This window comes from Leuconostoc miyukkimchii (genome assembly GCF_019656055.1).
GTDB classification, from domain to species: Bacteria; Bacillota; Bacilli; order Lactobacillales; family Lactobacillaceae; genus Leuconostoc; species Leuconostoc miyukkimchii.
The window spans coordinates 177,293-193,558 of record NZ_BPKY01000001.1; the positions used below are offsets into that span (position 1 = coordinate 177,293).

11 protein-coding genes are annotated in these 16,266 nt (G+C 36.9%); 9 read left to right on the forward strand and 2 right to left on the reverse strand.

What is annotated here, in order from left to right; genetic code table 11:
- Positions 1-28 precede the first annotated feature (28 nt).
- A complete protein-coding gene (rfbD, locus tag K5Q13_RS00830; RefSeq protein ID WP_220738877.1) occupies positions 29-886 on the forward strand; it encodes a dTDP-4-dehydrorhamnose reductase in 858 nt (285 codons plus the stop codon).
- Between the two features lie 73 nt (positions 887-959).
- Here the strand turns inward: rfbD and K5Q13_RS00835 are convergent, their stop codons facing one another.
- Positions 960-2,066 carry an AraC family transcriptional regulator gene (locus tag K5Q13_RS00835; RefSeq protein WP_220738879.1) on the reverse strand — a complete coding sequence of 369 codons (1,107 nt, stop codon included), beginning with the start codon at positions 2,064-2,066 and terminating at the stop codon, positions 960-962.
- Positions 2,067-2,381: 315 nt separating this feature from the next.
- On the opposite strand from K5Q13_RS00835, the gene K5Q13_RS00840 reads away from it, so the two are divergent.
- Positions 2,382-9,347: a DUF1542 domain-containing protein gene (locus K5Q13_RS00840; RefSeq protein ID WP_220738881.1), complete on the forward strand. Its 6,966-nt coding sequence runs from the start codon at positions 2,382-2,384 to the stop codon at positions 9,345-9,347.
- A 314-nt stretch (positions 9,348-9,661) separates the two neighbouring features.
- Here the strand turns inward: K5Q13_RS00840 and K5Q13_RS00845 are convergent, their stop codons facing one another.
- Positions 9,662-10,648 (reverse strand): LacI family DNA-binding transcriptional regulator, encoded by a 987-nt coding sequence (locus K5Q13_RS00845; RefSeq protein ID WP_220738884.1) that lies wholly within the window; start codon positions 10,646-10,648, stop codon positions 9,662-9,664.
- Positions 10,649-10,758: 110 nt separating this feature from the next.
- On the opposite strand from K5Q13_RS00845, the gene K5Q13_RS00850 reads away from it, so the two are divergent.
- The 7 genes from K5Q13_RS00850 to K5Q13_RS00880 all read left to right on the forward strand — a co-directional run bounded on the left by K5Q13_RS00850 (position 10,759) and on the right by K5Q13_RS00880 (position 16,265).
- Entirely contained in the window at positions 10,759-11,016 is a 258-nt protein-coding gene (locus K5Q13_RS00850; protein WP_220738886.1) for a hypothetical protein, read from the forward strand.
- A gap of 10 nt (positions 11,017-11,026) precedes the next feature.
- Positions 11,027-11,770, forward strand: coding sequence for a sugar phosphate isomerase/epimerase family protein (locus tag K5Q13_RS00855; protein WP_220738888.1), 744 nt, complete (start codon positions 11,027-11,029; stop codon positions 11,768-11,770).
- An 8-nt stretch (positions 11,771-11,778) separates the two neighbouring features.
- The gene (locus K5Q13_RS00860) at positions 11,779-13,056 is read left to right on the forward strand and encodes a gluconate:proton symporter (protein ID WP_220738890.1); all 1,278 of its coding nucleotides are present in this window, start codon (positions 11,779-11,781) and stop codon (positions 13,054-13,056) included.
- A 23-nt stretch (positions 13,057-13,079) separates the two neighbouring features.
- The gene (locus tag K5Q13_RS00865; RefSeq protein ID WP_220738892.1) at positions 13,080-14,039 is read left to right on the forward strand and encodes a sugar kinase; all 960 of its coding nucleotides are present in this window, start codon (positions 13,080-13,082) and stop codon (positions 14,037-14,039) included.
- Between the two features lie 4 nt (positions 14,040-14,043).
- The gene (locus K5Q13_RS00870; RefSeq protein WP_220738894.1) at positions 14,044-14,988 is read left to right on the forward strand and encodes a phosphoglycerate dehydrogenase; all 945 of its coding nucleotides are present in this window, start codon (positions 14,044-14,046) and stop codon (positions 14,986-14,988) included.
- Between the two features lie 180 nt (positions 14,989-15,168).
- A complete protein-coding gene (locus K5Q13_RS00875; RefSeq protein ID WP_220738896.1) occupies positions 15,169-15,483 on the forward strand; it encodes a hypothetical protein in 315 nt (104 codons plus the stop codon).
- Positions 15,480-16,265 carry a WxL domain-containing protein gene (locus K5Q13_RS00880; protein ID WP_220738898.1) on the forward strand — a complete coding sequence of 262 codons (786 nt, stop codon included), beginning with the start codon at positions 15,480-15,482 and terminating at the stop codon, positions 16,263-16,265. Before K5Q13_RS00875 ends, K5Q13_RS00880 begins: the two co-directional genes overlap by 4 nt.
- Position 16,266: the final 1 nt, after the last annotated feature.

Below are 16,266 nucleotides of genomic sequence, written 5' to 3' on the forward strand. Positions count from 1 at the left end.
AGTTTTTTGTCTATCAGGGAGAATGTAAATGAAATTTTTAATCACAGGTGCGAATGGTCAATTAGGGCAAGAATTACAAAAGTTATTGCGTGAACGGCAATTAGATTTTGTGGCTTTTGACTCAAAGCAACTTGATATCACGAATCGCGAGAACGTTTTATCCGTTTTTGAACAAGAAAAACCAGATGTTGTCTTACACGCTGCTGCTTACACTAAAGTTGATTTAGCTGAAGATGATGGGCGTGCGCTAAATTGGCAAGTCAACGTTGACGGTACTAAAAATGTTGCGGATGCGACCAAAGCAATTGGCGCAAAGTTGGTTGCTGTTTCAACGGACTACGTGTTTGAAGGCACGAGTAATGATGAATACCATGAGACAGATGCTGTTAATCCGCAAAACGCCTATGGTCGCGCTAAATTAGCTGGTGAATTGGCCGTGATTGAAAGTGGTGTAGCAGCGTATATTGTCCGTACAAGTTGGGTATTTGGTGAGTTCGGCAATAACTTTGTGTTCACGATGCAACGATTAGCTGCAACACACCCCAAGTTAACAGTTGTTAATGATCAGTTAGGCCGACCAACTTGGACCCGTACATTGGCAGAGTTCATGGTTCATCTCGTTGATGTGAAAGCAAATTATGGTATTTATCATTTGTCAAATGAGGGCACGACGACTTGGTTTGATTTTGCTCGGGAGATCTTAAAAGATACAACAGTTGAGGTGGCACCAGTAACGAGTGCGGAATTTCCACAAAAGGCTTACCGACCAAGACATTCCGTGATGAGTTTGGATAAAGCCAAAGCTACGGGTTTTGAGATTATAAATTGGCGTGAAGCTTTGCGGGGATTTTTGACGGGTTTGAGTTTGAACGATACGAATGACTGACGAAAATTGAATTATATTTATTGTAAGTAGAAAGCGTTTGCATTGTCAAAAGACAATGCAAACGCTTTTATAATTAAGAAATACCAAGCCTATTTCTATATTTTTTTGGGGTGATATTTTTGGCGTGTTTGAATGAAGATGTGAAATGGCTGACACTTGCAAATGCTAAATTTTCTGCAATATCACTAATAGATAAATCGGTATTGATCAATAGCTGGGCTGCTTCTTCTATTTTTCTATGAATAATATAGGATTTAATTGATTCATGATATTTTTCTTTAAATATAGGATTTAAATTATTAATTGGTATAGTCAGTGTGAAGGCAATATCGTTTAACGTCAACTTTTGATTTGTATGTGCGTCAATATAATTTTTAATTATATCTGCAGTAGGTAAGCCGTGCTTTTGATTAAATTTTTTCATCTCTCTAAAGTATAACCATCCTAAGTCTATCAGTATTTTTTTTAGGTTTGTAAAATGTGATGATAATTCAATTTTATTGACAATCACACTTTGTAATTTAAGAGAGAGGTTAGTGGGATAACCGTGTGTAATAATATTACGATGAATAATTGAAACATAGCTAATTAATACGTTTTTTTCACCACGTGTTAAGTCGCCATATGATAAACGTTTACCATTAATGGGCAAATTAATAAACTGATTTAAAAAAATTTTAAATGATTTTTCATCTGAATCATTAATCGCCATCATTAAGTTAGTGCTTATAATTGATATGTCCCCTAATCTGTGGTCGTTAAGAAGTAAATCATAATTAGTTGAAAAATCAGTGTCTAATTTTCGAAAAAGTATTTGTTTTCTTGGTGTTTGCTTTTTTGTATAAGCGGCATAGAGTGCTTGACACAAAATTTTTTTATCACTCATGATGCGTATTAGGTTAGTTTCAAGACTGAAAAAATTTAAATTTTCTTGCTGAAACACAACAAAAAAAATTGTTGTGTTTTTTGATATTTTTATTCGTAATACAAAACCACTTGTAAAAATGAATATCTCATATATATTTTTTACTTTCACAAGATTAATTTTTCGAGTGAGTTTGTCAATATCTACTTTTTGTTGCGAATTAATGCTGTCACTGTAATAAGTTTGATTGTGTGGTGGATCAAGTAATAAAACAGACCCATCAAATAATTTAGCTAATAGTATTAAGTTATCCATAATGTTCCCCCTCCCCCGAACAGATCATACTAAATCAACAGCTCTAAAATTTAGTACGTTGATTTTTTCATTATAGCAATAAAATTTGTATCTTTTATGAAAAACAGTTAAATCAGTTGTTTTTTGATATAAAAAAGTTATTTTGTGATAAATGTTGAAAAAAATGATGTGATAGACTCAGTTTAGAATCATTTTAACATGAAAGGAAAACTAATTATGCACAAGAAACATATGTATTACAAATTGTTTACTAGTTTATAAGAGTAAATAATAAATTAGAGGCGTGAGAAATAAGGATTGGGGAGAAGAGTAATTATGCTTGATAAAAATAATAATAAGTTATTAAAGAAGAATGAAAATAAGCATTATAAGCTTTACAAAGATGGTAAGTTTTGGGTAACAGCTTTGGCTGGTATCACATTTAGTATGGTATCAACTTTCACTTCTGTGAGTGCGGATGTCACAACAGCAAATCAAAACAATCCCACAGTAACAGCAACGGCAAAGCCTACTGATGTAGCAACCGATGCTCAAAAGCAAGCTGCAAAAGAAACTATTGATAACGAATCTACCAAAATCACTGCTAATATTAATAATGACGCCAAACTGTCTTCAGATGATAAAACTAAACAGGGTCAAAACGTAGCTGACGTTGCTACGAAGGCTAAAAATAATGTTGACCAATCTACTACACCAGATGATATTAATAATATACAATCTGCTAGTATTACTAATATTGATAATCAATACGTTCCTGGTACTAGTGACGATAGTCAGAATTTAGACGAAAATGCAACTGATGATAATCAAAATCAAGCAGAAAGCGACAATACTACTCCGGCTGCTAAGGAACAAAAGGTAAATCAGGTCACAACGCCAACGAGTACTAATCAAACTAAAGACGTCGCAAATTCATCTACATCAGCAAATGATAGCCAAAATCAAGATATTGCAAGTTCAACGTCACCAGCAAACGATAATCAAAACAAAGATTTAAAAACAGCTGTAACGCCAACGAGTGATAGCCAAGACAAAGACGTTGCAGATTCAACAACACCAGCAAATGATAGCCAAAATCAAGATATTGCAAGTTCAACGCCACCAGTAAATGATAATCAAAACAAAAATGTGACAAAGCCTGTAACATCAATGAATGATAGTCAGAATTCTGAAGATACAAAAATTACAGTGCCAGTTAATAACTTGGCGCAAACAGACATAGCAGATACTGATAACAATCAAAAAAGTACTAATTTATTAATGCAACGACTAGCGGCAACTAATTTACTGGCAACCACTAGTGATGATGATATTAATCCATCAATATTACCACATGGTGATTTAAATAATTTTGATGGTTGGATTGCGGCAACAAAACGGGGAGATGTTTATACACAAAGAGCGTTATCAGACACGCCAGGAACTGATGGTTATTATCAAACTAAAGATATGGATGTAGCAAGGTATAAGCCTAACGGTAATAGTAGTATGACTGTTAAGCAGACTAACAATGGTGGTCAAGCTGCTAGTATTGCGACACAGACAGATAATTTGATATCAGGTGATAGATATCAATTATCATTCAGTACAAAATACCCCACAAATTCAAAAGAATTATTGATGAAGTTTAGAATTGTAAAACCAAGTGACTTTACAAATTCAACTGTTCCAGGATTAACAGCTACTATAGACGGAAAAGATGTCTCGTATAAGAGCTCTTGGATGGCACCAAGTGATGGTAATCACACTATGGACTTTACAAGTACATCAGATAGCAATTATTTAATAGAATTTCGTACTTATACTCAAAGCAGTGGTTCTTTAAACTTTAACGGTATTAATTTTATAGATGTCACCCCAGCAGGTATTCCAAGTATTAATGCTATAAGTGAAGGTCAAAATGCTATTTCAGGTAAAGTTTCACAAAGTGACACAAGCACTGGTGGCAGAACAATTTTAAAAGGCGACACTGTTAATGTTTACCAAACAAACGATCAAGGACAAAATATATTAGTAGGTAGAACTGTAGTAGATGAAAATAACAATTGGAGTTTACCTTTAGATAATTCTGCTGTATTAAATCAACAATATACGGCCATAGTTACTAATAATAGTTCAGGGCAAAAAAGCGCCGCTTCAAATAGCATTGTTCAATATAATCCAGCTATACACCAACAAACATATAAACAAAACCTTCAAGATGAGCATGACAAAATTGTAAATGATATCGCTAATGATTCAACATTAACGACAGAAGAAAAAGCTAAACAGACTGGGGATGCTGGACAAGCATTGACTAACGGACAAGCTGAAATTGACAAGGGAACAACTGCTGATCAAATTGATAGTGCTTATAATCAAGGTAAGACAAACATTGATGCTAGTCATGTACCTGGCACGAGTCTTGAAGATCAAAAGTCAGCACAAAAGCAGAACCTGCAAGTTGAACATGACAAGATAGTAAACGATATTACTAACGATCCAACGTTAACTTCGGCAGAAAAAGCTAAACAAACGAGCGATGCGGATCAAGCGTTGACAGCTGGACAAGATAATGTGGACAAGTCCACTACAGCTGATGAAATCAATAGCGCTTATGATCAAGGCAAGACAAATATTGATGCCAGTCATGTACCTGGAACAAAACTTGAAGATCAAAAGTCAGCACAAAAGCAAAATTTGCAAGCTGAACACGACAAAATTGTAAACGATATTACTAATGATCCAACGTTAACTTCGGCAGAAAAAGCTAAACAAACAAGCGATGCGGATCAAGCGCTAACAACTGGACAAGATAACGTCGAGAAGTCCACTACAGCAGATGAAGTGAACAGTGCTTATGACCAAGGTAAGAATAATATTGATGCTAGTCATATACTTGGCACGAGTCTTGACGATCAAAAAACAGCACAAAAGCAAAATTTGCAAGCTGAACACGACAAGATTGTCAATGACATTGCTAACGATCCAACGTTGATAACAGCAGAAAAGCAAAAGCAAACGACTGATGCCGATCAAGCATTAGCAACTGGACAAGATAATATCGACAAGTCAACTACGGCAGATGAAGTGAATAGTGCTTATGATCAAGGGAAGACAAACATTGATGCCAGTCATGTACCTGGCACGAGTCTTGACGATCAAAAAACAGCACAAAAGCAAAATTTGCAAGCCGAACACGACAAGATTGTCAATGATATCGCTAACGATCCAACGTTAACTTCGGCCGAAAAGCAAACGCAAACCAGCGATGCAGATCAAGCCTTGACAACTGGACAAAATGCAATTGATGCCGCTAAAAATGCCGATGACATTAATAGTGCTTATGATCAAGGCAAGACCAATATTGATGCTAGTCATGTACCTGGGACAAAACTTGACGATCAAAAGTCAGCACAAAAGCAAAACTTACAAGCTGAACACGACAAAATTGTCAATGATATCGCTAACGATCCAACGTTAACTTCGGCCGAAAAGCAAAAGCAAACCAGCGATGCAGATCAAGCATTAACTGCAGAACAAACTGCGATTGATGTGGCTAAAAACGCCGATGAAGTGAATAGTGCTTATGATCAAGGGAAGACAAACATTGATGCCAGTCATGTACCTGGTACGAAGCTTGAAGATCAAAAGTCAACACAAAAGCAAAATTTGCAAGCTGAACACGACAAGATTGTCAATGACATTGATAAAGATCCAACGTTGACAACAGCAGAAAAGCAAAAGCAAACGAGTGATGCGGATCAAGCATTAGCAACTGGACAAGATAATATCGACAAGTCAACTACGGCAGATGAAGTGAATAGTGCTTATGATCAAGGTAAAACAGCAATTGATAATGCTTATCAACCTGGTATGAATCTTGACGATCAAAAGTCACTGCAAAAGCAAAATTTGCAAGCTGAACACGACAAGATAGTCAATGACATTGATAAAGATCCAACGTTGACAACAGCAGAAAAGCAAAAGCAAACGAGTGATGCCGATCAAGCATTAGCAACTGGACAAGATAATATCGACAAGTCAACTACGGCAGATGAAGTGAATAGTGCTTATGATCAAGGTAAAACAGCAATTGATAATGCTTATCAACCTGGTATGAATCTTGACGATCAAAAGTCACTGCAAAAGCAAAATTTGCAAGCTGAACACGACAAGATAGTCAATGACATTGATAAAGATCCAACGTTGACAACAGCAGAAAAGCAAAAGCAAACGAGTGATGCGGATCAAGCATTAGCAACTGGACAAGATAATATCGACAAGTCAACTATGGCAGATGAAGTGAATAGTGCTTATGATCAAGGTAAAACAGCAATTGATAATGCTTATCAACCTGGTATGAATCTTGACGATCAAAAGTCACTGCAAAAGCAAAACTTGCAAGCTGAACACGACAAGATAGTCAACGACATTGCTAAAGATTCAACGTTGACTTCGGCAGAAAAGCAAAAGCAAACAAGCAATGCAGATCAAGCATTAACTAACGGACAAGCTGAAATTGACAAGGGAACAACTGCTGATCAAATTGGTAGTGCTTATAATCAAGGTAAGACAAACATTGATGCTAGTCATGTACCTGGCACGAATCTTGACGATCAAAAGTCAACACAAAAGCAGAACCTGCAAGTTGAACATGACAAGATAGTAAACGATATTACTAACGATCCAACGTTAACTTCGGCAGAAAAAGCTAAACAAACGAGCGATGCGGATCAAGCGTTGACAGCTGGACAAGATAGTGTGGACAAGTCAACTACAGCTGACGAAATTAATACGGCTTATGACCAAGGTAAAACAAATATTGATGCTAGTCATGTACCTGGCACGAAGCTTGACGATCAACAGTCAACACAAAAGCAAAACTTGCAAACCGAACATGACAAGATAGTCAACGAGATTGCTAATGATCCAACGTTGACTGCGGCTGAAAAAGCTAAACAAACAAGCGATGCGGATAAAGCATTAACGACTGGACAAACTGCGATTGATGCCGCTAAAAATGCCGATGAAGTCAATAGCGCTTATGACCAAGGTAAGACAAATATTGATGCTAGTCATGTACCTGGTACGAAACTTGAAGATCAACAGTCAGCACAAAAGCAAAACTTGCAAGCTGAACATGACAAGATAGTAAACGATATTGCTAACGATCCAACGTTGACTGCGACTGAAAAAGCAAAACAAACCAGCGATGCAGATCAAGCGTTAACGACCGAACAAAATTCAATTGATGCTGCTAACAATGCCGATGACATCAATAGTGCTTATGACCAAGGTAAAACTAATATTGATGCTAGTCATGTACCTGGCACGAAGCTTGACGATCAACAGTCAGCACAAAAGCAAAACTTGCAAACCGAACATGACAAGATAGTCAACGAGATTGCTAATGATCCAACGTTGACTGCGGCTGAAAAAGCTAAACAAACAAGCGATGCGGATAAAGCATTAACGACTGGACAAACTGAGATTGATGCCGCTAAAAATGCCGATGAAGTCAATAGCGCTTATGACCAAGGTAAGACAAATATTGATAATACTTATCAAACTGGCACGAGTCTCGATGATCAAAAAACAGCACAAAAGCAAAACTTGCAAGCTGAACACGACAAGATTGTCAATGACATTGCTAACGATCCAACGTTGACTGCGGCAGAAAAAGCTAAACAAACGAGCGATGCAGATCAAGCGTTGACAACTGGACAAGATAATGTGGACAAGTCAACTACAGCAGATGAAGTGAACAGTGCTTATGATCAAGGTAAGAACAATATTGATGCTAGTCATGTACTTGGCACAAAACTTGACGATCAAAAGTCAGCGCAAAAACAAAACTTACAAGCTGAACACGACAAGATAGTCAATGATATCGCTAACGACCCAACGTTGACTTCAGCAGAAAAACAAAAGCAAACAAGCGATGCAGATCAAGCGTTAACGATTGGACAAGATAATGTCGAGAAGTCAACTACAGCAGATGACATCAACAGTGCTTATGATCAAGGCAAGACCAATATTGATGCTAGTCATGTACCTGGGACAAAACTTGACGATCAAAAGTCAGCACAAAAGCAAAACTTACAAGCCGAACACGACAAGATAGTAAACGACATTGCTAACGACCCAACGTTAACTTCGGCAGAAAAACAAAATCAAACAATCAATGCCGATCAAGCATTAACTGCAGGTCAAACTGCGATTGACGCGGCTAAAAATGCCGATGACATCAATAGCGCTTATGATCAAGGTAAAATAGCAATTGATAATGCTTATCAACCTGGTATGAATCTTGACGATCAAAAGTCACTGCAAAAGCAAAACTTGCAAGCTGAACACGACAAGATAGTCAATGACATTGCTAATGACCCAACGTTGACAACAGCAGAAAAGCAAAAGCAAACGGACGAGGCGGATCAAGCGTTAACGACTGGACAAGATAATATCGACAAGTCAACTACAGCTGACGAAATTAACACAGCTTATGACCAAGGCACGACAAATATTGATGCCAGTCATGTACCTGGCACGAAACTTGACGATCAAAAGTCAGCGCAAAAGCAAAACTTGCAAGCTGAACACGACAAGATAGTAAACGATATCGCTAAAGATCCAACGTTAACTGCGACTGAAAAAGCAAAGCAAACAAGTGATGCAGATCAAGCCTTGACAACTGGACAAGCTGCAATTGATACAGCTAAAAATGTCGATGAAGTCAATAGTGCTTATGACCAAGGCAAGACAAGCATTGATGCTAGTCATGTACCCGGCACGAGTCTTGAAGATCAAAAGTCAGTACAAAAGCAAAACTTGCAAGCCGAACACGACAAAATCGTAAACGATATCGCTAATGACCCAACGTTGACAACAGCAGAAAAGCAAAAGCAGATTAGCGATGCCAATCAAGCATTAACAACTGGACAAACTGCGATTGATGCCGCTAAAAACGCAGATGAAGTGAATAGTGCTTATGATCAGGGTAAGATAAACATCGATGCCACTCATGTACCTGGAATAAGTGTTCACAATTCAAAGTCAAAACATGACAAAACTATTAGTGATATTCAAAATAACCCAACGCTGATAATTGAAAAGAAGCAAAAGTCGAATGTTAATGCCAATCAAACTTTGAGAAAAAGCAAATCAAATAGTGATGATACAGTTTTACCTAATACTGGCACTACTAATCAAGTAGCAAATAATGTCATTTTAGAATTAGTCATCGGTTTGACAATTGGTTTGACTTCACTCATAAAATTAAGGCGTAACAATAAAGAATAATTTATTGACGGATTCAAGGGCAATATAGTGCTTAATATACAGCCAGTCATTTGAATTAAAATAAATTTTAAAATAAAAACCAATATATGATATTACATCAGTTATTGGTTTTTGTCTTTAGTTGAATAATTTTGACATGTATATCAGATAAAAATATACGAAAGAAATGATCAATATTGTGTTAGGTATCAAAAGCTTGATGCATATTGTCACTCAAAAAATAAAATAGTTTAAAAAATAAATAGCTAGTCATCGGTATTATACCGATGACTAGCCATTTATTTTTTACCTTGAATTTTTCAGAAGAAATCATGCTACAGGGAATCACGCATTTGAATAGTTGAGGGAATACGCGTATTTTTTGTGAGAATAACATCGTCTTTAATGCTATGTGCTAATTTATCGGCAGCTGTTCGGCCAATTTCTTGTGGGTTTTGTGCAACAGATGCAATAGCTGGTGAAAGCATATCTGCAAATTGATCATCATCATATCCAATTAAACCAACGTCTTCGGGTACATTTATCTGCTGTTGTTTCAAAAAACGAACTGCTGACCATAAAACCTGGCCATTCAGTGCAAAAATGCCTATACGATTCGTGGTATGTAATTTATCTTTGAGAACCGCTTGCCAATTCGAATCATCAATTTCAATGAGATCTACTGTGATAGGGCTATCATTTAAACCAGCCTTTAATCCATTGAGTCGATTCATACGGCTTGATATACCTTGAATGTGATTAGCTAAAACAATGATCGTGTCATAATGTTTGTCTTTAAATATTTGAGCAAGTTCAACAGATTTTTGGAAATTATCAGATACCACAGCAGGCCAAGTGAAGGGTTCAATATAGCGGTCAACCTGAACAACAGGAATTTTTTGGTCGATTAAAAATTGATAGTGATCGGGCTGGTGGACGAGTGGTTGTAAAATAATACCATCGACTTGCTCTGATATCATTTTTTCGAGATTGTTTAACTCACGATCAACAGTATTATCAGCATCCATAATGAGAACTTGATAAGTCGTTTTTTGAAAATAGGCACCAATACCTTTTAACAGACGTGAAGTATACATATTAGAAATATCAGCAACAGAAACACCAATTAAAAACGAGTTCCGGGCTTTTAATGCCTGAGCTTGACGACTGGGGCGATAATCGAGTTCAGCAATGGTTTGTTCAATGCGAATCTTTGTGGCAGCTGACATATTATCGAATTTACCATTCAAATAGCGCGATACTGTTGTTTTTGAAACGCTTGCTTGAGCAGCAATATCATTAATTGTGAGTTTTTTATCCATGTAGATATTATACGACAAAATAAAAATAGGGGTTGACAAATCTTTGTAACCGTTTACAATATATCTTGTAAACCGGTTTCCGAAAACGGTAAACTAAAAAGGACAGGAACATGGAAAAAGAGAAAATTTATATTGATCCAGAAAAATTTGCCTTACGTTTTATTTCATCATTTAATTTTGAGTTCAATCCAAAAGAACTTGAGGTGATGGCCAAAAAAGAGTTAGCTGCGTACTTATCGGCATATTTCCTTGTTGAGAAGTTCAATAAAATAGAAGGTGAAAACTTTGATCGCACACAACCAAATAATTTATCAGATTTAGGATTTGATGATTTGTTGGCACACGTGACTGATTTAAATAAATATTAAGGAGCGCATCATGAATAAATCGCAAATTGTATTAAACCACTTAGTATTCTCGGATGATCGTGATAGAGGGGAACAACAATTAGAGATGTTAAAAAAGGTTGTTGCGTTGGACATACATTCAGCAGAATTACGACGAGAATACTTTGATGACATTGCATCAGAATCACCAGCAATTGCAAGCTATGCTGAATCAGAGGGGTTAAAACTATTTTATTCAGTACCAGATGAACTATTTGTGAATCATCGTGTCAATCCAAAGCTGAGTCAATATTATGAGGAAGCCAAACAGCTAGGTGTCACAGTCATTAAATTCAACATTGGAGATTTTGAGTCATTAGTACCTGAAGATATTACAATGCTTGAAAGTGTACTTGTTTCCGGTATACAGACAAATATTGAAAATGATCAAACACAAACTTCTGGTAAAATTGCTGCAATTGAAAAATTCATGGTAGCCGCGCATGCTGAAAAATTAGACATAGGTTATGTGTATGATATGGGTAATTGGCGTTATGTAGGCGAAGATGAAGAAATCGCAGCCCAAGAATTAGCATCTTATGTGCGTTATATTCATGTGAAAGATGATAAAGGAACAGGGAGTAATTTAGTAACTGTTCCACTAAATGACGGCGAAATTCGCTGGCAAGAAATTCTGAAAATTTTGCCACAAAATGTGCCAGTGGCAGTTGAATATCCGACAGCAAATGAACAGACAATTCGTGATGGCGTGCAGGCGCTGATCCCATTGGGTTGAGGTTGATCATGATTAATATTATTATCAGCATTTTGTTACTACTAACATTTATTGGCTTTATCTTTTATATTATCAAAGGTGGTAACTTAGTCATTGGGTTCTTTGTGATGGCGTTACTATGGTCAATAATTGGCCTTGTACCTTTTGATCAAGTCGTTCAAGAGGTTATTGCAAAGCCAGCATTGAATTATGGGCCGACAATCATATATATTGTTTTTGGATCATGGTTTGGTCGGGTATTGGTTGATTCTGGTATTGCAGGTTCAATCTCCGCACAGACTCAAAAGGTTGGTCGTAAGGCACCTATATTGGCGGCTATTTTAGTTGTTTTGGTTACTGCACTGATATTCTCATCAGCCTACGGTGTTGGCTCAGTCATTGCGATTGGTGTGATCTTGATTCCAATTTTGTTGTCAATTGGCGTTCCTAAAAAAATAGCCATTCCAGCGTTTACGATGGCAATTGGCGCACCGATGTATATTAACGTCGTGTTGTTTAATCAAATTAAGGCATTTTTTCCATCGGTCAGTTTTTCCGGCAAATATTTAGCCTTTGGTCTAACTGCCATGAGTGTCCAATTACTTGGTGTAATTATATTTATTTTAATAAATAGTAAACAAATCAAAAATGGCAAAATTGAAACGATTGCAGCCAACAGTCAAGTTGACTTTAAACAGACACATCCAATTACTTTCGTTGTACCCGTGTTACCAGTTGCATTAAATATGTTTTTTCACTGGGATGCGATTCCAGCACTATTGTTAGCAACAATCATTGCCTTACTTTTAACTGGTCAAATGAAATCTTACAAGGAATTAGTTGAATTTATTAACAAAACAGTGTCTCAAGCAATTAATGATATTTCAGGATTAATTATATTTTTGATGGCATTAGTAATGTTTGCTGGTGCGGCAACGATGAATGTACCGCATTTCAAAGACATTATTGCAGTTGTTTTGCCAAGTAGTCCGTTGGTATTAGCAATAGCAGTTGGTATTTTGGCACCGTTGGCATTATTCCGTGGACCATTGCATGTCTGGGGTGCTGGTGCTGCTACGGCAGCGGTGCTTGCTGCAACTGGTACATTCCAGCCGATTTTCTTGCTACCATTACTTTACACGGCAAGCATCATGGCAGTTTCAATTGATCTGACGCAGTCGTGGAATTCATGGGCGCTAACATATTCTAAACTGGAAACAAAAGAATTTTTGAAAATGGGAATTCCGGTTATGTGGATCATATCAATTGTCAATGAGCTGATTGTCTATGCATTTTTTGGACATTAACTTGAAATATTGAAGGAGAGAAAATGAGTGAAATTTTGACATTAGGTGAACCAATTGTCACCTTTACATCAACAGATTTAAATGCTGGATTAGTTGATAGTATCAATTATTATAAATTTTTGGGCGGAGCCGAATTAAACGTTATGATTGGGGCTAGTCGTTTAGGTCACAGTACGGAATACATTTCTCAAGTTGGGGCTGATCCATTAGGACAATTTGCAGTGAATGAAATAGCCAAACATCATGTCGGTAATCATTATATTTCTACAGATGAAAATAATTGGACAGCATTTCAACTAAAAGAATTAGTTGACAAAGGCGATCCAGCGACCTATAATTTTCGTCGTGGATCAGCCGCAGCACATTTTGATAAGTCAAATATTGATCATATTAATTTTGATGGTGTTAAAATCGCTCATTTATCGGGTATATTTCCAGCCATTTCAGCACAGGCACGCGAAGCATTTCGATATTTCGCCGAACAACTCATTTCGCGTGGGATTCGTACAACATTTGACCCTAATTTACGGCCGGCACTATGGGAATCAAAAGATGTGATGATTAAAACAATTAACGATTTAGCTAGATATGGCGAAATTGTTTTGCCTGGCATTAATGAAGGTGAGATATTGATGGGATCACGTGATCCTGAAAAAATAGCTGATTTTTACTTAGAAAACAGTGACCGGACACAGACCGTGGTAGTAAAGCTTGGTCCAGCCGGTGCTTATGTCAAAAATAAGTCAGGTGATAGTTATACTGTCCCAGGATTTAAAGTGCAACAGGTGGTGGATACAGTTGGTGCTGGGGATGGTTTTGCTTTAGGGTTAATTACTGGATTAATTGAAGGGTTACCAACACTTTCAGCAGTTGAACGTGCCAATGCAGTTGGTGCGTTGCAGGTGCAAACAACTGGCGACAACGATGGTTATCCGACACCTGAACAGTTAGAAAAATACTTAACAGAACAGAAAGCGAGATAAAATTATGACACAACAAGTATATTTACCAGATGATATTCCAGCAGTTGGGAAGAAAATTTTAACAGATGCAGGTTTTGATGTGATTGTTGGGTCGGGGCGTGATCGTGATGTGATGAAAAAAGAAGGTAGCAATGCAAATGCCGTTTTAATTGGCACACAGCCATTTGATGCCGACATTATGGACGCTATGCCTAATTTAAAAGTTATTGCTCGAAACGGTGTAGGCTATGATGCAGTCGATGTTGAAGCAGCGACAGAACGCGGTATTTACGTGGTTAACACACCTAAAGCTTTATCTGATTCAGTTGCTGAAACAGCTGTATTAGAATTACTTGCAATTAGTAAGAACTTATATCAAGATTCTAAGGCGATTTATGACGACAACTGGAAATATCGTAAAACACATCCTGGTCGTGATGTCGCTGGTAAAACCGTCGGAATCCTTGGATTTGGTCGCATTGGTCAACAAGTTGCTAAAAAGTTAAGTGGTTTTGATGTCAAGGTAATTGCATATGATCCATTCGCCAAATCAACCGATACAGTTGAAATTGTTGATCGTGATACGATTTTCAAAACATCAGATTATGTCATGGTTCATCTACCTGCACTACCTGAAACAGAACATTCAATCGGTACTGCGGAGTTTAAAATGATGAAAAATGACGCCTACTTGATTAATATGGCACGTGGAATCATTATTGTGACATCAGAATTAGTTGATGCTTTAAAAAATGGTGACATTGCTGGTGCCGCGCTGGATGTTTTTGAAGAAGAACCTTTGCCAGTAACTGATGAATTGGTTAGTTTAGAAAATGTTTTGCTAACACCCCATATTGCTTCAAATACTATTGAGACAAAAGCCAGAATGGCAGTTGATGCAACACAAGATATCGTACGTGTGTTACATGGTGACCAACCAAAATCTGCTGTCAACCGGTTAGATGACTAACGTATTAAAAACAATGTTAATTACTTGCTAAACGAGTGATTAATATTGTTTTTTTGATTTCTCAGAAAGATAACGTGTCTATTTTTTCTCTTGTGACAAGTCACTAATCATGGTTTAATAGATTATAGATGTAATGAGCATTAAGGTTATAATGAGTCACTTTATTGGGAGAATTAAGAAATGGGAACTGATATTGATTCAGATAGTTATGCAACCATTAGTTTTTCAAATGATACTGGTATTCCAGTAGATAGTCACACTACAAGCGAATACTATATACTTGGTCCTCAAAATAATGCATCGACGAGTGACATATTTATTGGTGTAAATAATTATCAAGAAAAAAGAAATGCGTTGCCTAATACAGGAATTTCATTAGAAGTAGATATCTTGTTTTTAATTACTCTTTACATTACAATTGTACTGGTATTATTGCACACATTTCGTCAGTCAACGTATGGGATAGATGGAAAAGAAATAGGGAGAGAACCATGATTAATAAAAAATATACAACACTGCTATTAGGATCTGTAGCAGCAACAGCGTTAGTATCTGTAGGCCAAGTGTCCGCAGATAGTGTTTCAAATGGAACTGTTACTTTTGAACAAAGTACAGACGGTATTAAAATTTTAGATCCAAATGATAATACAAAGGAGTTTACACCGGGTCCAACTGATGGAAAAGCCGATCTGACTAACTCTATTGATAATGGGCTTTATTTAGCTTACGTCCCTAATTTTAATTTTAATACGCACAAAGTGAACCAGATTCGTGATAAGGTATTTTTTGCTAATACGCAAGCTGAAGGTCGTCCTAATTTTGTTCAAGTATCCGATCTACGCTCAAAGAACAGTAGTAACTGGAAACTGGATGTTAGTGTGGGTGCATTTACAAATCAAGCTGATTCAACTGGTAAAGATAAGTTAGATGGTGCTGCGCTTATTTTTCGAAATGTCAATGATCAAAATGTGACTGCCGGTACAAATTCAACACTTACTGGTGCTACAACACTTGGAGATAACTTTGCTAGTTTGATCAATGCACAAAATGCAGCAGCAAATGCTACTGCAAATGAAAGTGCGTTTAGTATGCAAGCTGATGGATCATCAAATTCTTTGGTAAAGGGAGCTAACGGCACACATTTGTTCACTGCCGGTGACCAAGGTACGGCTGCTGTCAGTGTCGGTTTGTATGTTCCTAGAAATACCCAATCCGCTGCAAAGTATGATTCAAATATTACATGGAAATTATCTCTTGATCCTACTTCAGGAAATTAAA